We start from the raw sequence: 17948 nt of genomic DNA on the forward strand, positions 1-17948 counted from the left end.
CCTCCGGGGGCGACGGCGCGGACATGATCCTCGGCGACGACGGAAGGGACACCCTTCAGGGCCGGAACGGTGACGATACGATCGCCGGCAATTTCGGTGACGACATCCTCGGTGGAGGAGATGACGAGGATCGGCTGTTCGGCGGGGGCGGCGACGACACGATCGACGGCGGCGAGGGGGCGGACCGCATCGACGGCGGCTTCGGCGACGACCGCTTGACCGGCGGCCAGGGAGCCGACGTATTCCTCTTCGGCACGTCCCAGGGGTTGGACAGGATCACCGACTTCGACCGGACCGAAGACCTCATCGACCTCGGCGGCCACGCTGCGAGCGGCTTCCACGCGCTGCGTCTTCTGTCCACCGACGGCGGCTCCTCGACGCTGATCCGGTTCGAGAACGCGAGCGGCCAACAGGACAATACGCTCGGCGGGATCGTCCTGGAGGGAATAGCCTCCGGTCAGCTGGACGCGGACGACTTCGTGTTTTGACGCGGACCTTCGCGCGGCGGCCCAAAGATCCTCAGCGGGCCAGATGAAGGATAATACTGGTAGTATAGTTATGCTAAATAATTGTGGGCGGAATGGCCCTTAGCTGCCGCTCACGTTGAAGTTAAATGCTGCGATGCAGTCTCCCCAAAGCGGACTTACAGCACTAGATCTAAGTCCGATTAGTTCAAGGTGACTATAATTATCTGTGACATTGGATTGGCCACATGAAAGGGATAATCCTCATTTGAAAAACTACTCTCGCCAAGGTTAACGAGACCACCCATGCTATTGTTTCAGATTCAATACAAGCCCACGTGCTGCAAAGGCTTCATTTCCGACGAGTCTTCCGTCTCGATATTCAACAATCTCAAATCCCTCTGATCTATACAAGTTTTGCGCGGGGATGTTTCCATCCAGCAATTCAATCATCGGATTCCCACTTGCGCAGGCTATCGCATTTTGCAGCAATGTCCGGCCGATCCCATTGCGATAGTGATCAGGATCGACGTAAAGCCAAGTCACCTCATCACTATCGAAGGCTACAAAACCAACGACACTTTCCTCAATTTTGGCTACCATCAGACAACCGTCAAAAAGGCCCTCATCTTCGTATGTCTCTGCCAACGAAAGAAAAGCGGCGACCCCCACGGTCAACTCTAGTTCATCCATCCTCGTGCGATCATGGATGTCGCACAGACTTGACCAGTCAGAGCGTTCATAAGCTCGCACCAAAATAGACGTTTCTTGTGTTGGAAGTGTCATGAGCTTTCTCCATTACTTGAGACTTCGGGACTCTTCCTGAGTCTGGATTTCCGCTGAAATTCTGTGTTGCGACCACCGCTTAAGGCCCACCGCTCACAACCTCAACCGTTCGGGTCCATGCTCTATGTCCGCGCCAATCGGCGCGTACATTCACTCGGCATTTTGAGACGGTTTCCGTCACCAAAGGCGCGCCTTATTCATCCAAACCAAAAGAACGAGAATGGCCCCAGGACCATGCATTTCCGGCGTCCTGGTGACACAACAGATCTGGCGGAAGAGCATCGCAGACCTACAGTAGCGGCCCATCCATTGAGATGCTTAGAGCTTCAAACAGAGCGTTCACCAGTCACAATCGAGGCGCGGGTGCACTTTGCGCGCCGAATGCGATGCCGACGGCTATACACAAAGCGACAGAACCGCGCTGTCAAAAAGGTCACCCAACCGTCACCATGAACTGCCCCCATTTTGACCGGGCAGCCTGGCATAACCATGGAAGGCCCGAGCCTGTGCTCAGGGACATTCTCATGCCCGACGAAGATCGACCCTGCGTAGAGGTGATCACCAGCGTCGCCGGCCGCCGCTATCGGCCTGCGCATGAGAAGCTGCGCATCGTGGAGGAGAGCCTGGTGCCCGGCAAGTCCGTCTCCGCCGTCGCCCGGCGTAACGGCGTCGCTCCGGACCTGCTGTTCCGCTGGCGGTGTCTGATGGCCGAAGGAGGTGCCATGGCGGTCGAGAAGAACGAGCCGGTGGTCGGGGCCTCCGAGGTCCGCAAGCTCGAGGAGCGCGTGCGCCAGCTCGAGCGGATGCTCGGCCGCAAGACCATGGAGGCGGAGATCCTGCGCGAGGCGCTCGATAAGGCAGGGGCAAAAAAAACGGACATGGCCGCCGCCGTCGCCGCCGAAAGACGGTTTCCGATGAAGGCCGTGGCCGAGGCGATCGGCGTGAGCCGTTCGCAGCTTCATGCCAGGTCTGTGAGCGCGTCGAAGCCGCGAGGGCGCTACCGCAAGGCCGAGGACGACGAGCTGCTTCCCGTCCTGCGCCACCTCGTCGACCAACGTCCGGCCTACGGCTGCCGGCGAATTACGGCGCTCCTGAACCGCGAGCGCCGGGCTTTGAAGCTGGAGCCGGTCAATCGCAAGCGAGTGCTGCGCATTCTCAACCTGCACGGCCTGACGCCGGAGCAGTCCACGGGCCGCCGGGAGGGCCGCGTCCACGACGGCAGGGTCGCCGTCATGGCCTCGAACCTGCGCTGGTGTTCCGACGCCCGCGAGATCACCTGCTGGAACGGCGAGAAGGTCCGCATCGCCTTCATCATCGATGCCTTCGACCGCGCGGTGATCGCGCACGTCGCCGTCACGGGCGCGGGTATCTCCGGCCCGAAGGTGCGCGATATGATGCTCGCCGCCGTCGAGAAGCGCTTCGATACGGATCGCGCCCCGCACCCCGTCGAGCACCTCAGCGACAACAGCTCGTGCTAAACCGCCGGCGAGACGCGCGACTTCGCCCGCCAGCTCGGCCGCGTTCCCTGCTTCACGCCCGTCCGGTCACCGGAGAGCAACGGCATGAGCGAGGCCTGCGTCAAAACCCTCAAACGCGACTACGTCCGCGTCACCCCTCTGCCCGACGCCGCCACGGTGCTCGGGCTCGTCCCCGCGTGGATCGACGACTGCAACACCCTCCATCCACATTCCGCGCTCGCCCGACGAGTTCAGACCAGCGCTCAGCAAAAGTCAGGCTGTCCGGTAAAACCGCGGGCAATCTGACCTTCCCCCCGGTCTCCGGGCCATTGCGAACTGGAATTTTCCACCTTTGAATGGACGAAGGAGGAAGACCCATGAAGCGGAAGCGTTTCACAGAGTTGGAATGGGACCGTGGCCCCAGTGGGGCCGCGTAAGCCCATTGAAACAGGATCATCGGCGTGCTGAAGGAGAGCGAGGCAGGCGCGAAGACGGACGACGTTTGTCGGCGTCACGGCATCAGCTCGGCGAGCTTCTACAGTTGGCGCAAGAAGTACGATGGCATGGAGGCTGGCGACGCCAAGCGTCTGAGGGCCTTGGAAGCGGAGAACGCCAAGCTGAAGCGGATCGTCGCGGACCAGATGCTCGACATGTCCGCGATGAAGGATCTGCTGCAAAAACATTGGTAAGCCCATGGCGAAGCGACGAGCTGTGCACTGCCCGGCAGGCGATTGCGCAGCAATCTGCCGAGAGGGGCTTTCTGATGGCCGAGCGAGGGTTCAGCGAGCGGCGCGCGTGCCGGATCGTTGGGTTGGCGCGGTCGGTGCAGCAGTATCAGCCCATGCCAAAGGATGACGCGGCAGCGATCAAGCGCATGAAAGAGTTGGCGTCTGAGAACCAGCGATATGGCTATCCGCGCCTGCACGCGATGCTGCGCCGGGAAGGTCTCGTTGTGAACCACAAGCGCACGTATCGTCTCTACACCGAGCATGGTTTGCAGGTTCGGACCAAGAAGCGCCGTAAACTGCCAAGGCGTGACCGTGTTGCGCCGCAAGTGCCTGAGCGGCCCATGCAAAGATGGTCCCTGGACTTCGTCAGCGACCAGCTCGCTGATTATCGAAGGTTCCGTGTGCTCAACATCGTCGACGACCACAGCCGGTTCTGTCCCGGTCAGATTATCGATGTGTCGATCTCTGGGGCACGCGTGGCACGGTTCCTCGATGGTCTGGCCCTTCGCATGGACCTCCCCGAGGAGATCATCCTTCCCTCTCGGGATATTGCTTCGCGATACCCTGTCGGGCAATGGACAACGGACCCGAAGGCACCAGCAAAGCCATGTTCGATTGGTCCGGGCGGACCGGTGTGCGCCTGCGGTTCATCGAGCCAGGCAAGCCCCCTCTCGCGCATGCAAGCATACGCTGCCGGGCAGTGGGTGCAGAACGCCTTCGTGGAGAGTTTCAACGGCAAGTTCCGGGACGAGTGCCTGAACCTTCACTGGTGGGTCCGATCCCTACGACATGCGCGCGAGGAAATCGGACGATGGCGCAATCCCTACAACACCAAGCGCCCTCATTCGGCGCTCGGATACCTGTCCCCAACGGAGTTCCTGATGAAAACCACCCCGCCAGCGCTTGAGACTCTTGCGGTCTCCACGCTGCCGCTCAACACTCAAACCCAACCGGAAAATTCCAGATCAAACCGGCCCTAACCGCGGGGGAAGGTCAAATCCACTAACGAAGTTCCGGTTAGACGTACCCGATTGGAATATTCATTATTCTGTCAGTCCATCGTCGGCAGGAACACGGCGGCCCAACCAGTAAATCGAGACCCCAGGCCTTGGAGTGAACTGTCTTGTCGCTATCTGGACGTCATGTTCGAAGCGTCGATGCTGTGCCGGACGGGATTCGCCTCTTGCGGCCGTGCTTTCTGAATCACACGTGCTTCACGGCCATTCACCCCTGCTTCGTTTACTCCACCTGCTTTGTCGTTCCTACTGATGGCGATGCCGCAAAGGACATCGGACAATGCTCAAGGAGAGTGAGTTATGACTCTGAAAATTTCTGCGGCTGCTGCCGCTCTCGCGATGATTACCGGCGCACCCGCATTCGCCAACACGACACAGGTCTCGTGCCCCGATGGTGGATACGTGATCGCTATGTCGGCCGCCGTCGCGATCCAGGGCAAGGCGCAGGCCGGCGGAACCCGTGGCTTCGAGCGCGTCGTCTGCGAGCGCTCAGCCGACGCTGCGAACCTCGAATCCGGCTCGACGACTGTTGTCCCGGTATTCATCGAAGAGCTGGGTGTCGCGACGCGCGTCGTCATCTTCAAGAACTGATCGCGAGACGAACGGCTCGGCCCCGAGGCGCTTCAGAACCGGGGCCGTTTCTCTCCGACGTCGTTGGATCGATCCTGCGGGTTGAGGCCTTCCTTGTGAACGTCCCGGCTCGCACCTTCTATTCAGGTGCTTGCGCTGCACGCTCGGGCTCGGCGGTGCGGCCGTCATCCAGGATGGATGGCATGGTGCGGAGGACAATCGCCAAAAGGACAGCGGTCGACAGCCCAAAGGTGAAGAGGCCGGTCATGGCGGAGAATGTGACGAGGACACGATACGCCGGACCTGCCGTGATGTCTCCGTAGCCCAGCGTCGTGTAGCTGACGGCCGCGAAGTATCCCGCCGCCTCCCAGGTTGCGACGATGTCGAGCGAAAATATCACGGCGGCCCAGATCCAGATCTGAACGCCATGCGCGGCCAGCAGGACGAACGTCCCGGCCGTCAGGATCGCAACGAGGCTGAGTACGGACCGCTCCGCATGCGCGAGGCGACGGCCGAGGCCGCGCAGAAGGTAGGCGCATGATGCAACCCCACCGACATGGACCAGAACGCAGGCCGCGAGCAAGAACGTCCCAATCGAAGTCTGCTCCAACAATGCCATCCTGCGTCTCCTCCTTTGTGCCGTGCGCCCTTGTCGCGGCAACGGGCTGGTTCATGCAACCCGTCCTTATCGTCACACTCCTCTCGTCGGGCACACCGTCCTCGCGCAGGAAGTGAGCGAGACACCGCGGCCTGCCAAGGTCGCGACTGTCGATGCGACGGAAGCGACCGTGCGGCGGGCCTACCCGGCGACGGTCTTGCCGTCGCGCGAAGCGGCGCTCTCTTTCCGCGTTGGGGGGCGTATCGTCGAGTTACCGATCCGCGGTGCCATATTGGTCGGGGAAGGCGACGTCATCGCCGTACTGGACCCCCGCGACTTCGAGACCGAGATCGCCCAGACCGAGAGCCAAATCGCCCAGGCGGCGGCGCAGCTCGACGCGCTGCGGGCCGGCGCGCGTCCCGAGGAGATCGCCGCGCTGGAAGCCGGTGTGGAGGCGGCGCAGGCGCAGTTCGACGCGGCGCGGGAGAACGTCGATCGGACGCGACAGCTCCGCGAGCGTGGCGTCGTCGCGAACGCGCAACTGGAGCAGGCCGAGTCCGAGTTCCGCGTCGCCGAGGCGCAGCTCCGAACGCAGCAGGAGCAGCTCCGCATTGGCCAGACCGGTGGGCGGCCAGAGGAGATCGCTGCTTCCGAAGCCGCCATCGACGGGCTGAAGACACAGCTCCAGGCGTCACGCGATAACCTGGAGGACGCGACGCTCCGTGCGCCCTTCGCGGGCATCATCGCGCGCCGCGACGTCGAGCCCTTCGACAACGTGAACCCCGGACAGCCCATCGCGCTACTGCAAGCGCTCGATCCCGTCCACCTCGCCTTCGATATCCCGGGGCCGGACGTGACGTCACTCACCCGCATGGGCACGGAGGTCATCGAGACCATGGCGACCTTCGACGCGATCCCCGACCGCGCCTTCGACGCGGAGTTCGTGGAGTTCTCGGTCCAGGCCGACGAGGGCACACGAACCTATCGCGGGCGCGCGGCAGTGCCCGCACCAGAGGATGCCTTCATCCTACCGGGCATGACGGCCGAGGTCGTCTCGGAGGCACCGACCGAGGCCGTCCGCCTGATCGTGCCGCTGACGGCGGTGGCTGCGTCACCAGACGGGTCGGCCTTCGTCTGGCTGTTGGGCGAGGACGGCGCGCTGAACCGCCGGGTCATTGAGCTGGGGGATGCCGACGGCGCGCACGTCGTCGTGACGGACGGCTTGGAGGAGGGCGAGCAGGTCGTCGCGGCAGGCGTCGGCCGGATTGTCGAAGGCATGACCATCCGTCCACTGCCGGAGGGCTGAGCCCATGGACCTTGCGCGCTTCGCCATCGAAAAGCGGCTGATCTCGGCCGTCGCAACGATCCTCATCCTGGTGGCGGGCTATGTCGCCTATACGCTTCTGCCGCGCTTCGAGGATCCGGAGTTCATCATCCGGCAGGCGCAGATCGTCACACCCTATCCCGGCGCCACCGCCGAGGAGGTCGCCGAGGAGGTGGCAGAGGTCATAGAGGACGCGCTCCAATAATTGCAGGGCGTGGATGAGGTAAAATCCGTTTCTCAGCCGGGCCTTTCGACAGTGACAGTGAAGTTTACAATCCAGTCGACACCCGGTTACGACGAGCTCTACCAGAGGTTCGCACAGATGCGGGCGAAGGTCTCGGACGCGCAGGGGCGGTTGCCGCCCAACGCGCTGGAAAGCCAGGTCTATGACGATTTCGGAGACGTTTATGCGCTCTACTATGCCGTGACCGGCGAAGGGTGGTCGCTTCCAGAGTTGCACGACTATGCACAGGATCTCCAGCGTGAGCTGGTCACGGTCGATGGAGTTTCCAAGGTTGTTCTGTCGGGCGTGCAGGACGAGGTCGTCTACGTCGAATACGTCCCCTCGCGCCTTGTGGAGCTGGGGCTGACACCCGGTCAGATCGCGCAGCTGTTGGAGGGTCAGAACTTCGTGATCCCGGGCGGTGCCGTCGTTGCGGGCGAGTTGCGGATGGAGATTCGACCGACTGGCGGGCTGACCTCGGTCGAGGCGCTCGAAGACCTCTTGATCTCGGACCCGTCGTCGGGCACGTCCTTTCGCTTGGGCGACGTGGCGGAGGTCTCGCGTGGCCTGGCGGAACTGGAGCCTGACCGCCCGCTTGGCATCGACGTGATGCCGATCTCGGACCAGTCGGTAACGGTGAAGGCGTCGGTCGACAACTTCGTGGTCAACGTGATCATGGCGCTCGCCATCGTCATCGGCACGCTGCTCGTCTTCATGGGACTGCGCTCCGGCATTCTGATGGGGGGCATCCTGCTCGTAACCGTGGCGGGCACGCTGTTCGGGATGTACCTCTACGGACTCGACATGCAGCGCATCTCGCTGGGCGCGCTGATAATCGCGCTCGGAATGCTGGTCGACAATGCCATCGTCGTCGTGGAAGGCGCGCTGGTGCGCGTTCAGAAGGGCGAGAGCGCAGCTTCCGCCTCCCGCGCCATCGTGGAGCAGACGAAATGGCCGCTACTCGGCGGCACGATCGTCGGCATCCTGGCCTTCTCGCCCATCGGGTTCTCGCCCGACAACACGGGCGAATACGCCTCCAGCCTGTTCTGGACCATTGCAATTTCGCTCCTGTTCTCCTGTTCTCCTGTTCTCCTGTTCTCCTGGCTGGTGGCGGTCTGGCTGACGCCCTACTTCTGTACGCTGTTGCTCAAGCCCGACCCGAACGCCAGGCCCAAGGGCGAGAACATCATCCTGCGGGGCTACCGCAAGCTGCTCGCGCTCGCGATCCGGGTGCGATGGATCACCGTCGGATTGGTCGTCGCGCTGCTCCTGTCGGCGGTCGCGATGTTCTCCCAGGTCCCGCCCGGCTTTTTCCGGCCTCAACCCGGGTGCAGTTCGTGATCGACTACTTCCTGCCCGAAGGCACCGACATCGACGCCACGACGCGGGACCTGCTGGAGATCGGGGAGTTTGCCCGCGATCTGCCCGGCGTCACGGGAACAAACGCCGTGGTCGGCGGGGGCCATCAGCGCTTCATGCTCGTTTATAACTTCGAGGACGCGACGTCGGGCTATGGCCAGATCCTGGTGGACGTCGAGGATTGGCACCAGATCGCGGACCTGCGCGAGATTCTGGGCGACCACCTCGCCGAGAACTACCCGCAATCGGGCTCCAAGGTCTGGCGCTTCGTGCTCGGCCCGGGCGGAGGCGCGCGGATCGAAGCGCGGTTCTTCGGCCCCGACCCTGCGGTACTGCGCGACTTGTCGGAGCGAACCAAGGCGATCTACGCCGAGGCGGGTGCGGTTGCCATCAAGGACGACTGGCGCGAGCAGATCCGTGTCATTCGGCCCGTAATCGACACGGCTACCGCGCGTCGCTTGGGGCTGACGCAGGGGGAGATTACACAGGCGCTCTACTGCCACCTCTCGGGTGCGAACCTTGGCGTCTACCGTGAGGGCGACGCGCTTCTGGACATCGTGATGCGCCCGGTCGAGAGCGCGCGCGACAACGTGGGCGAGCTGCGTGACATCCAGGTCTTCAGCCAGGTGGCGGGCGGTTACGTCCCTATCGGACAGGTCGTAGACCGCTTCGACGTGGTCTTCGAGGCCGGCGTCCTGCGCCGCATCGACCGGCAGCTGGCGATCACCGCGCAGGCGGATCCCGCGCCGAGCGTGCTGTCGGGCGACCTCTTCGAAGCGATCCGCGGGCCGGTTGAGGCTCTGCCGCTGCCCCCCGGCTATTCGCTCGAATGGAAGGGAGAGTACGGAAACTCGCAGGAGGCAAATGCCGGCCTCGCCGCGACGATGCCGCTCGGCTTCGGAGCGATGGTGCTGGTCGTGATCTTCCTCTTCAACGCCTGGCGGCAGCCGCTCATCATCTGGTTGACCGTGCCGCTGGCGCTGATCGGGGTGATCTATGGCCTCGCCTTCAGCCAGACGCCGCTGGAGTTCATGGCGATCCTTGGAATCCTGTCGTTGACCGGAATGCTCATCAAGAACGCCATTGTTCTGATAGACGAGACCGACACGCAGATCGCGGACGGGAAGCCGCGTATGGCGGCTGTGACGGACGCCGCGGTCAGTCGCGTGCGACCCGTTTCGCTGGGTGTGCTGACGACGGTGCTGGGCGTGGTTCCTCTGCTCTGGGATCCGTTCTTCAAGTCGCTGGCCATTGTCATCATTTGCGGACTCAGCTTCGCGACGATCCTGACGCTGATCGTCGTCCCGGTGCTCTATGCGATTTTCTTCCGGATTGGCCGGGACGAACGTGGCGGCGCGGCCGGGCCGGAACCCGTGCCGGCGGAATGACCCCGCTTCGAATCTTCGCGGCGTTCGTCCTGCTGGCGGGCTGCGCGCCGCCCAGCGGGATTTCAAGCGTGCCGCTGATGGAGCCGCCGGTCCTCTTCGAGGACGGAAACATTGTGACTGCGACACCCGTCGACCGCGCCGTGCCCTACGCCACGCAGCGCGAGCCTGGCGGATCAGGGATAGAGCGTGCGTACGTGGACGTCCCTTCCACAATTCTGCGCGCGGGCTTTGCCGAGGTCGCGATCGGGCCGCGCACCGACGGCCCGGCGGCCGAACCGATCGTGGCCATCGGCGATGTGGCCGAGGTCGGCCCGCTCACCGCGTCTCGCCAACCGGCCGCCGATCCTCAGCTCTTCGCGAATGCCGGCCCCGAGATTGATCGCGTCTTTGCGGCTCGCCTGGACCGGCAACTGGCCGAGCGATCAGGCGAGGACATTGTGATCTACGTGCACGGGACGAGAGCCGACTTCGCCAATCCTGTACTCGCTGCCGCTGAGCTTCAGCACGTTTCTGGGTATCGCAACCTCTTCGTGGCCTATGCCTGGCCCGCCAACACTGGCTTACTGACATACTTTCAAGACACCGAGGACTCGACCAACTCCGCCTTCCAGTTCCGCCGATTCCTGCGCTTTCTGGCTGACGAGACGGCCGCCCGCCGCATTCATATTATCGCCCATTCTGCCGGCACGCGCATGGTTTCGGAGGCCATAGGTGTCTTTGCGTTGGAGCACCGGAACTCTACTCGCGCCCAGATAGCGCAGGAACTGAGGCTAGGCCAAGTCATGCTGATCGGTTCGGACGCGGACCCGATCCGCGTGGGTGGCTACCTCATCGACGGTATCGACCGTGTTGTGGACGATCTGACGATCTACGCATCCGGCCGCGACTGCGCGTTGCGCATCTCGAACATCGTTTTCGGGGAACGCAACCGCTTGGGACAGACGACACGTGGACCGTTGCCGCCCTATGTCCAGCGCTTCATCGGCAGCTTCGACAACGTTCACCTGATCGACGTGACGGATGCAGAGCGATCGAATTTCGCGAATGGGCACGGCTACCTGCGCGGCTCGCCCTGGGTATCGAGCGACATCCTCGCCGCCGTCACGCTGGGCCTCGGTCCTGCAGAGCGTGGCCTCGTGCGGGTGCAGGGTACCGTTGTTCGTTGGAGCTTTCCGGAGGACTATGCTGCGCAGCTGCGGGCCAGGGCTGCGCCCGCACTATAGCGAAACGAAGAGCTGAATGACGACCGCGTTCACGAGGTCGACGAAGAAGACCGAGACCAGCGGCAAGACGATGAATGCGAGTGGGGCAGGGCCATAGCGCTTGGTCACTGCAGTCATATTGGCAATGGCTGTTGGCGTCGCACCGAGCGCGAAGCCTGCGAAACCGGCCGAGAGGACGGCAGCGAGGTAGCCCCGGCCTACCGCGCGGAAAACCACCAGCAGGATGAACGCGACGGCCATCACAACCTGCAGTCCGAGCACAACGAGAAGCGTCAGCCCCAGCTCCGACAGGGTCCAGAGCTGCATCGACATCAGCGACATGGCGAGGAAGATCGACAGTGCAAGATCGGAGACCGCGGCGAGCGAGCGGCTTCCGGTGGGCCAGGCGATGCGCGGCATCAGCGCGGGAATCGTATTCGACATGACGATGCCGACCAGCAGGCAGGGCACGAAGAGCGGCAGGCGCAGCCCGGCCGCGGCGATGGCACCATGCGCGAACCAGCCAAGCAGGATCGCGACATGGGCGACGAGCAGCGCGCGCATCAGGCCGACATGGTCCACGACCTTGTGGGCCGGGTCGTCGTGTAGCTGAGCCCCACGACCGGATCCGCCGCGGCGTCGCCGTGCAGCCCGTTGCGGTCGATCAGCGCCTTGGCGATGGGCCCGCCGATCAGGGCCGCGACGACGAGGCCCAGCGTCGCGGTCGCGATGCCCACCTCGGCAGCTGCGGCGAAGCCCGTCGCCTCCTGCACCTGCGGGCCCCAGGCGATGGCGGTGCCGTGCCCGCCGATAAGCGCGGCCGATCCCAGCAGTACGCCGACCGCGTCGGGCAGACCGAAGAGCCGCACGCCGATCAGGCCGACCACGTCCTGGAGTACGACGAAGGCCACTGTCAGTGCGAGCAGGATCAGCAGGAGCCGCCCACCGCGCAGTAAGTCCGCGATGCGGGCGTTGAGTCCGATGGTCGCGAAGAACAGCACCAGCAGGTAATCCCGCACCTCCAGGTCGAAGGCGATCTGTCCGCCCGTGATCGCGAACCAGATCGAGGTCAGCACGGCGACTGCGATGCCGCCGGAGACCGGTTCGGGGATGTTGTAGTCGCGAAGGAAGGCCACACGGCGCGTCAAGAACGCTCCCAAGAAGAAGACGATCAGCCCGAGCGTGGCTGAGATGAAGGCGGGGATCGTGACGTCCATGGGTTTTCGAAGCGGTCGGCTCAGCGCTTGGGCGCGCGGGCCTTCTGGGCGAGCGTCGTGACAGCCGCCGAGCCGCCATCGGTCTCTTCGGTACGGGTCGCGCCGTCCCGGAGCGCAGCGAGGAAGTCCTTCGGGAAGGGCATGCCCGTCCCCCCGGCATCGACCTGGCCCAAGAGCTCCGACTGCTCGCGCGCGAGTTTCTTGCGCAACGCATCCCTTTTGTCGAAGTCCCCTGAAAGCCCTGCGGCAACCATTCGAAGCAAGACCATCCAGAAGAAATGCGGAAGCTCCATCTTGGCGATCAGCGTTTCGGCCTTCTCCGGATCCCGGGTACGGATCGCTTCGTGAACATGCGTCAGCCAGTACCAGCCAGGGGCGTGACGCCTGAGTCCGATTGCGCGATCCACCTCTGTGAGGCCTGCCTTCGTGTCGCCTAGCGTCCAAAGCATCGAACCATTGTCGGCAACGGCGTCCGTATGGAGCGGATCGAGCGCCAACACGCGTTCCATCGCCGCCCTGGCACGTCGGAAGTCGGTACCCTCATAGGCTGCCTGATAGGCAACATACCATGCGTCTGCCGAATAGCGGTCTGCCCGGATAGCCTCTGTCGCGAAGTCCTCCGCCTTCTCGGTGGATTCCGCCCTGGTCCCCTCCCGATTGAAGGTGAAGCGCGCCTCGTCGCGGTAAAGCTGCGAGAGGGCGGCCAGGACCTCGGGTCGTCGGTCACCCTTTTGCAGGATCGCCTCGAAATCGGTGCGCAGCAGCAAATGACCTTCGGCGGTGGGATCCTGATTGTAGAGCCGCATCCGGAGCAGGGCGTCTGTGACGGGGTGCACCTTTACATCCAGCTCGCGCCACCGGCGTAGACGGTGAGGGATCACCGGGCTGGAAGGGGCCCCGATCTCCACAGCCGTCCGCATGGCCACATCGCGCAGCCACTCCTCGTCCGAGGTGCCGCGATGCTCCTGCTCGAAGCGTTGCGACCAGATAAGGTCGTGGCGGCGTCCGCAAAAGAGGTTCATGGTCAGCGAGGGCGTCTTGCCCTCCTTCAGGTAGCGGCCAGTGAGGACAAGGTCGGCGCGGGGCGTCGGCCCGTCGAGAGGCGGAGCGCCATCGTTGTCGAGCCACAGGGCGCGAAGGTCGGCGCTGCGCGACAGATGCGTGATGACATGCTGCTGAGTGGCTTGCAGCGCCAGCTCCGTCTCAATGTCACCGACGGCACCGACGATGCGCGCGACGCCGATATCGATCCCGTCGATTTCCGCCGCTTGTCTCAGCGTGGAGGCAGGCTCGGCGCGCATCGTCTCGAAGATCGCGGAGTAACCGCCCTGCGGGATCGTAATGCGGATCGAGTCGTCACGCCCCTCGCCTTCGTAGTAGCTCGAGAGCTTCATGCGAAGCTGGCGCGCTTGGACGCGGACGAGACCTTCGCTGCGGGCATCGATCGTGCCGTCGCGCGAGAAAATCTCCAGCGCGACGATCGGAGCGGTGATAGCATTGGCCCTTCCCGCCAAAGTCTCTTCGACCGAATACTGTAAGAGCGCACAGAGGCGTTTGGCCTGACGGAACGTGCGGCTACCGATAATTCGTTGCAACTGCTCGAGGATCGCGTCCTTATTCTCCAAGGGATCGTCCCCTTCATCCGTTTAGGAATGTTGCGAGAACTAACGCATGGCATATAATTTAGCTATCAGGCCGGTTGCTCCGACGTCCGTTCCATTTTGCGCCGGACGCGGCGGAGCGCCGCATTGTCTCGCGTTTAGCGAAATAGAGGGCGTTTCTCTTTATTGTTTTTTTAAATATTTGTCGGCTACAGATGGACGGTCCCGGTAGCTGGGACCGGTGCGAGGCCATTGGATTTACGCCCTGATAATTCACGGTTAAATCATTCCGCTCCCCGCCCTCTCGCATAGGGTTTCCTTGCGAACGGACGCTTTCTGAAGACATGCGAAACACGTGTTCGGATCGCGGAAACCCAAAGCTACCCTGGAGTAGGTCCCCGCCCGATGCCCCATCCGGTGCTTCCTCGCTACGCCTCACCCCTCCTCGCGACGGCCGCCATCCGCCGCCAGCCCGTCACCTCAAGACAGCGCGCGTCTTCGGGGACCGCCCGGTCGAGAAGGGGCGACCCAGGCACGACATGCAGCACCAATGGCTGACGCATGAGGATCGTCATCGCCCTGGGTCGGACCTCCCTTATCCCTAACCTGTCGGGATCGCATGAGGACGCGGTGGAGACATCCCTGCAATCCTCGCTCGCGAGTATCTCGAAGATCGTGCGTGAGCACGAGCTGATCCTCTGCGTCGGAGTCAGCCTCACCGACATGCAGCCGCCCGCAAACGCCTCGGCGCAGGCGCGGGCTGCCGTGCCGGGACAGAGCCGCAACCAGGACGTCGAACGCGTGATCGAGCGGCAGCTCGCCGGGGCGATCCTGCCCGAGCGGGAGGTAACTTCGGTCGCGATCACCGTGGAGACGGAGCTGAACGATAGGCAGGCAGCGATGCGCATGACCGGGCCATCCTATTCCAAGGCGGAAGCCGACAGCTTCGCCGCCAGACACAACTGGCGCATAAGTAAAGACGGGGACCAGTGGCGACGCGTAGTACCCGTAGCGGCACCCCATCGCATTCTCCAGAGCCGACCGATTCACTGGCTGATCGACAAGGGAACCGTCGTCATCTGCCATAATAGTGGGCTCCCGGTCAGTCGCGACGGCAACGGCAGGCTCCGCAGTGTGGAGGCGGTCGTCGAAGAGGACCTGGTCTGGGAACTCCTCGCTCGCGACCTGGAGGCCGACCTGTTCGTGATGGCGACGGACACGGACGCCGTCTACCAGGACTGGGACGGCCCGAAGCGCCGCGCCATCCGCCTCGCCTCGCCCGACATGCTCGACGCGGCCGACTTCGCTGGCGACACAATCGGCACGAAGGTCACCGCCGCCTGCCGCTTCGCAGAGAGTACGGGAAATGCGGCCGCGATCGGCCGTCTCTCGGAGATCGTGGGCATCATCGCGGGTGAAAAGGGCACAACGATCTCTCCTTACGTCGACGGCGTCACGAGCCACGAGCGGCGCAAGGGCGAGGGTCGGTGAGGCTTGCGTGCGGCCCGCCTTCCGGGACACCGGCCGCTCTGCGAGGCACACTATCGGCGAGAACGCGGCCCCGATCCGCGCGGGGGTGCTGAAGGCATGGGCTGGCTCTACCTCGCGCTTGACCGCAAGGCGAACGCGGGAGAGATCGGGAACGACCCGGCACGCGTCCTTGCCATGCTCGCCGGCGAAGAGAGGATTTTCGCCCGCGCCGTCGCCCAGGAGCCTGCCACGTGACCTATATCCCGCTCCGCCAGAAGACGCTGCTCGCCGCCTCACTCGCCGTCATTGCCATCGTCGGGCTCTGGGGTGTGCTCGATCCCGAGGGGATCGTCGCGATCACCTCGCGGATCGTCGACCAGTACTTCGTCAGCCGGGGCTGGTTCGTCATGCTCTCGGTCTCGGGCACGTTGTTCCTTTGCGCAGGTCTCGCTGTCTCGCCCTGGGGCGTAATCCGGCTCGGTGCCGACGACGACCGGCCGGAGTTCTCGACCGCCTCCTGGATCGCGATGCTCTTCGCCGCCGGCATGGGCGTGGGCCTTCTGTTCTGGGCGGTGGCCGAGCCGCTGACGCACTACGCCTTCGCCGCCGAGTTCATGGATCCACCCGTGGCGGCGGGGCAGGCGCTGGTCGCGACCAACTTCCACTGGGGTTTCCATGCCTGGGCCGTCTACGGTGCGACTGCACTCTGTATCGCCTACTTCTCGTTCCGGCGCGGCACGCCGATGCTGGTCGGCGCACCCGTGGAGTACCTCTTCCCGGGCGAAACCTGGGCGCTGATCGTTTCGTGGCTGTCGGACTTCATGTCCATCGTCGCCATCGCCATCGGGGTCGGCGGCTCCATAGCGATGGGTGTCTTCCAGGTCGCGGGCGGTGTCGACGTGATGATGGGCGGGGACGGTGCGGCTGGCTGGCTGGTGGCGGCCGTCTTCGCCGCGATGGTCGCAGCCTACCTTCCTCCGTTGCTCGTGGACCTTGGCGCGGGGATGGCGCGTCTGTCGAACCTCGCCATGGCCATGGCCATGGCCATGGCCATCGCCCTCGGGCTCGTGGCCTTCACGGTCGTGTTGGGGCCGACGCAGTTTCTGATGAACGCCATCATCAGCAGCTTCGGCGATTATCTCGGCGCGCTGATCCCGCGCGGTTTCCAGACGCTCGGCTTCTTTCCCGGAGAGGTCACGCGCTGGTTCGGCGACTGGGCGCTGACCTACATGGTCTGGTGGATCGCCTGGGGGCCCTTCGTCGGTGTCTTCGTCGCCCGTATCTCGCGCGGTCGTACGATCCGGGAATTCGTGCTGGGCGTGCTGGTCGGTCCGACGCTCTTCTCGGTCCTGTGGTTCGGTGCCTTCGGCGGAATCGGCTTTTTCGATGCGATGCGGGTACCGGTGATCTGCTGGAGGTAACGGGCACCGACGTGGAGCGCGTCACCTTCGCCCTGCTGGAGCGGCTGCCGCTGACAACGATCACTACGCTCGCGACCCTGCTGGCGGCCTTTCTCTTCATTGTCACCTCGGTCGTCTCGGCAGCATTCGTTCTGGGCACCTTCTCGGTCGGCGGCGACCCAAACCCATCTCCGCGCATCCGCCTGCTCTAGGGCGGACTATTGGGACTGCTCGGCGCGGCGATGATCCTGTTGGGATCCATCGAGGCGGTGCGCACGCTGATCGCGCTCGGTGCACTGCCCTTCGTATTCGTATTGGTTCTTCTATGCGTCTGCCTCGTTCGGGCTCTGAGGCAGGAGACGGAGGCGCGCCATGCTCACCGGTGACGCCGTCGACACGATCCTGAATCTTGCGACCTTCGCCTTCATCGGCGCGATGGTCTGGCTGTCCGTCCGTCGCGTTCCAGACCGAACGGAAGAGGAGAGATGGACCGAAGACGACTGAGACCGGTCTGTGCGGCAGTGTTGGTGATTGCGCTGGCCGTACCTGCGCCCATCCATCGCGTCCAGCCTCGCGGAGGACGACACCACGCCTTTCGATCTGACGCAGATCAATTGAATCGAGGTCTTTTCACTCGCCGGACACGACGCGCTGTTCCCCACCGGCCTCCTCCTGGGTCCACGCCCGGGCAACTGCGGAGGTCATCGCCCCTGTCCACGAGATTGATGACTTCGTCGATGCGTCAAGGGTTCAGATGGTCGAAGAAGGACAAGCCGAGCCGTTCGTTCAAGGTCTGCAACACGTAGTTGGGCATTACGCCGATATATCTGGACAGGTCGCCGAGGCTCAACCCGGCCTCGCGGTAGAGACGATCGCGCAGCATTGCCGCGTCGAGCTTGTGCGCGATCTGCGCGGCGCGATCCCCGGCGAGCGCGCTTTTGACGTAGTTGACCTCGGCCGCGAGCCGCACCTCCTGCGGTGGGCGCGACGCCGGGCATCCGAAACATCGAGCCCGTCGAACTCCGCTTTCCATTTTTAGAACGTCACCGAGCATGTTCCCATGTTCCCATGTTCCCTGCAGACATCAGACTTCACGATCCCGCTTTCCCGCTGCTTCAAGAGCGCGATGATCTGCTTTTCGTAAA

14 protein-coding genes and 4 pseudogenes are annotated in these 17948 nt (G+C 63.7%); 12 read left to right on the top strand and 6 right to left on the bottom strand.

Annotation, left to right across the window (positions count from 1 at the left end):
- Positions 1–488 (top strand): calcium-binding protein (locus tag HSX43_RS14755; protein WP_407929385.1); only part of this gene is annotated, 488 nt, incomplete at its 5' end.
- Between the two features lie 285 nt (positions 489–773).
- Here the strand turns inward: HSX43_RS14755 and HSX43_RS14760 are convergent.
- A complete protein-coding gene (locus HSX43_RS14760; protein ID WP_179380907.1) occupies positions 774–1250 on the bottom strand; it encodes a GNAT family N-acetyltransferase in 477 nt (158 codons plus the stop codon).
- A gap of 524 nt (positions 1251–1774) precedes the next feature.
- On the opposite strand from HSX43_RS14760, the pseudogene HSX43_RS14765 reads away from it, so the two are divergent.
- The 3 genes and pseudogenes from HSX43_RS14765 to HSX43_RS14775 all read left to right on the top strand — a co-directional run bounded on the left by HSX43_RS14765 (position 1775) and on the right by HSX43_RS14775 (position 5042).
- A pseudogene (locus HSX43_RS14765) lies at positions 1775–3013 on the top strand (IS3 family transposase).
- A gap of 146 nt (positions 3014–3159) precedes the next feature.
- Positions 3160–4415 (top strand): annotated as a pseudogene (locus HSX43_RS14770) (IS3 family transposase).
- 336 nt (positions 4416–4751) lie between these two features.
- Positions 4752–5042: a hypothetical protein gene (locus HSX43_RS14775; protein ID WP_179380908.1), complete on the top strand. Its 291-nt coding sequence runs from the start codon at positions 4752–4754 to the stop codon at positions 5040–5042.
- A gap of 118 nt (positions 5043–5160) precedes the next feature.
- On the opposite strand, the gene HSX43_RS14780 is transcribed toward HSX43_RS14775, so the two are convergent.
- Positions 5161–5640, bottom strand: a complete 480-nt coding sequence (locus HSX43_RS14780; protein WP_179380909.1) for a potassium channel family protein — start codon at positions 5638–5640, stop codon at positions 5161–5163.
- Between the two features lie 112 nt (positions 5641–5752).
- Here HSX43_RS14780 and HSX43_RS14785 point away from each other — a divergent pair, with 112 nt between their 5' ends.
- The 3 genes and pseudogenes from HSX43_RS14785 to HSX43_RS14795 all read left to right on the top strand — a co-directional run bounded on the left by HSX43_RS14785 (position 5753) and on the right by HSX43_RS14795 (position 11136).
- On the top strand, positions 5753–6925 hold the full coding sequence (locus tag HSX43_RS14785) for an efflux RND transporter periplasmic adaptor subunit (protein ID WP_179380910.1): 1173 nt from the start codon (positions 5753–5755) through the stop codon (positions 6923–6925).
- A 4-nt stretch (positions 6926–6929) separates the two neighbouring features.
- Positions 6930–9913: pseudogene (locus tag HSX43_RS19680) on the top strand (efflux RND transporter permease subunit).
- Positions 9910–11136, top strand: coding sequence for an alpha/beta hydrolase (locus tag HSX43_RS14795; protein ID WP_179380911.1), 1227 nt, complete (start codon positions 9910–9912; stop codon positions 11134–11136). The pseudogene HSX43_RS19680 and the gene HSX43_RS14795 overlap by 4 nt, the downstream one beginning before the upstream one ends.
- Here HSX43_RS14795 and HSX43_RS19840 read toward each other — a convergent pair.
- From HSX43_RS19840 to HSX43_RS14805, 3 genes are read right to left on the bottom strand one after another with little or no spacing between them, the layout of a single operon-like run.
- Complete coding sequence (locus tag HSX43_RS19840; protein WP_268884073.1) at positions 11131–11679, bottom strand: sodium/glutamate symporter; 549 nt, start codon at positions 11677–11679, stop codon at positions 11131–11133. The genes HSX43_RS14795 and HSX43_RS19840 overlap by 6 nt on opposite strands.
- The gene (locus HSX43_RS19845; RefSeq protein WP_268884074.1) at positions 11679–12332 is read right to left on the bottom strand and encodes a sodium/glutamate symporter; all 654 of its coding nucleotides are present in this window, start codon (positions 12330–12332) and stop codon (positions 11679–11681) included. Before HSX43_RS19845 ends, HSX43_RS19840 begins: the two co-directional genes overlap by 1 nt.
- Before the next feature lie 20 nt (positions 12333–12352).
- A complete protein-coding gene (locus tag HSX43_RS14805; protein WP_179380912.1) occupies positions 12353–13957 on the bottom strand; it encodes a tetratricopeptide repeat protein in 1605 nt (534 codons plus the stop codon).
- Positions 13958–14494: 537 nt separating this feature from the next.
- Here HSX43_RS14805 and HSX43_RS14810 point away from each other — a divergent pair.
- The 5 genes and pseudogenes from HSX43_RS14810 (at position 14495) to HSX43_RS19855 (ending at position 17307) form a co-directional block, all read left to right on the top strand.
- Complete coding sequence (locus HSX43_RS14810) at positions 14495–15424, top strand: amino acid kinase family protein (protein ID WP_179380913.1); 930 nt, start codon at positions 14495–14497, stop codon at positions 15422–15424.
- Between the two features lie 96 nt (positions 15425–15520).
- Positions 15521–15658, top strand: a complete 138-nt coding sequence (locus tag HSX43_RS14815) for a hypothetical protein (RefSeq protein ID WP_179380914.1) — start codon at positions 15521–15523, stop codon at positions 15656–15658.
- The gene (locus tag HSX43_RS14820) at positions 15655–16824 is read left to right on the top strand and encodes a BCCT family transporter (RefSeq protein WP_328795417.1); all 1170 of its coding nucleotides are present in this window, start codon (positions 15655–15657) and stop codon (positions 16822–16824) included. Before HSX43_RS14815 ends, HSX43_RS14820 begins: the two co-directional genes overlap by 4 nt.
- 11 nt (positions 16825–16835) lie before the next feature.
- Positions 16836–17189 (top strand): annotated as a pseudogene (locus HSX43_RS19850) (BCCT family transporter).
- Positions 17176–17307: a hypothetical protein gene (locus HSX43_RS19855; RefSeq protein WP_268884075.1), complete on the top strand. Its 132-nt coding sequence runs from the start codon at positions 17176–17178 to the stop codon at positions 17305–17307. The pseudogene HSX43_RS19850 and the gene HSX43_RS19855 overlap by 14 nt, the downstream one beginning before the upstream one ends.
- Positions 17308–17545: 238 nt before the next feature.
- Here HSX43_RS19855 and HSX43_RS14825 read toward each other — a convergent pair whose 3' ends face one another.
- The gene (locus HSX43_RS14825; RefSeq protein WP_179380915.1) at positions 17546–17857 is read right to left on the bottom strand and encodes a hypothetical protein; all 312 of its coding nucleotides are present in this window, start codon (positions 17855–17857) and stop codon (positions 17546–17548) included.
- Positions 17858–17948: the final 91 nt, after the last annotated feature.

It is taken from the genome of Jannaschia marina, assembly GCF_013404595.1.
Lineage (GTDB): Bacteria > Pseudomonadota > Alphaproteobacteria > Rhodobacterales > Rhodobacteraceae > Jannaschia > Jannaschia marina.

Bases quoted from the DNA above. Each gene is read 5' to 3' on its own strand.
- HSX43_RS14815 (WP_179380914.1), top strand. From the start codon at position 15,521: ATGGGCTGGCTCTACCTCGCGCTTGACCGCAAGGCGAACGCGGGAGAG.
- HSX43_RS19845 (WP_268884074.1), bottom strand. From the start codon at position 12,332: ATGGACGTCACGATCCCCGCCTTCATCTCAGCCACGCTCGGGCTGATC.
- HSX43_RS14775 (WP_179380908.1), top strand. From the start codon at position 4,752: ATGACTCTGAAAATTTCTGCGGCTGCTGCCGCTCTCGCGATGATTACC.
- HSX43_RS14825 (WP_179380915.1), bottom strand. From the start codon at position 17,857: ATGCTCGGTGACGTTCTAAAAATGGAAAGCGGAGTTCGACGGGCTCGA.
- HSX43_RS19840 (WP_268884073.1), bottom strand. From the start codon at position 11,679: ATGCGCGCGCTGCTCGTCGCCCATGTCGCGATCCTGCTTGGCTGGTTC.
- HSX43_RS14795 (WP_179380911.1), top strand. From the start codon at position 9,910: ATGACCCCGCTTCGAATCTTCGCGGCGTTCGTCCTGCTGGCGGGCTGC.
- HSX43_RS19855 (WP_268884075.1), top strand. From the start codon at position 17,176: ATGCTCACCGGTGACGCCGTCGACACGATCCTGAATCTTGCGACCTTC.
- HSX43_RS14810 (WP_179380913.1), top strand. From the start codon at position 14,495: ATGAGGATCGTCATCGCCCTGGGTCGGACCTCCCTTATCCCTAACCTG.
- HSX43_RS14760 (WP_179380907.1), bottom strand. From the start codon at position 1,250: ATGACACTTCCAACACAAGAAACGTCTATTTTGGTGCGAGCTTATGAA.
- HSX43_RS14780 (WP_179380909.1), bottom strand. From the start codon at position 5,640: ATGGCATTGTTGGAGCAGACTTCGATTGGGACGTTCTTGCTCGCGGCC.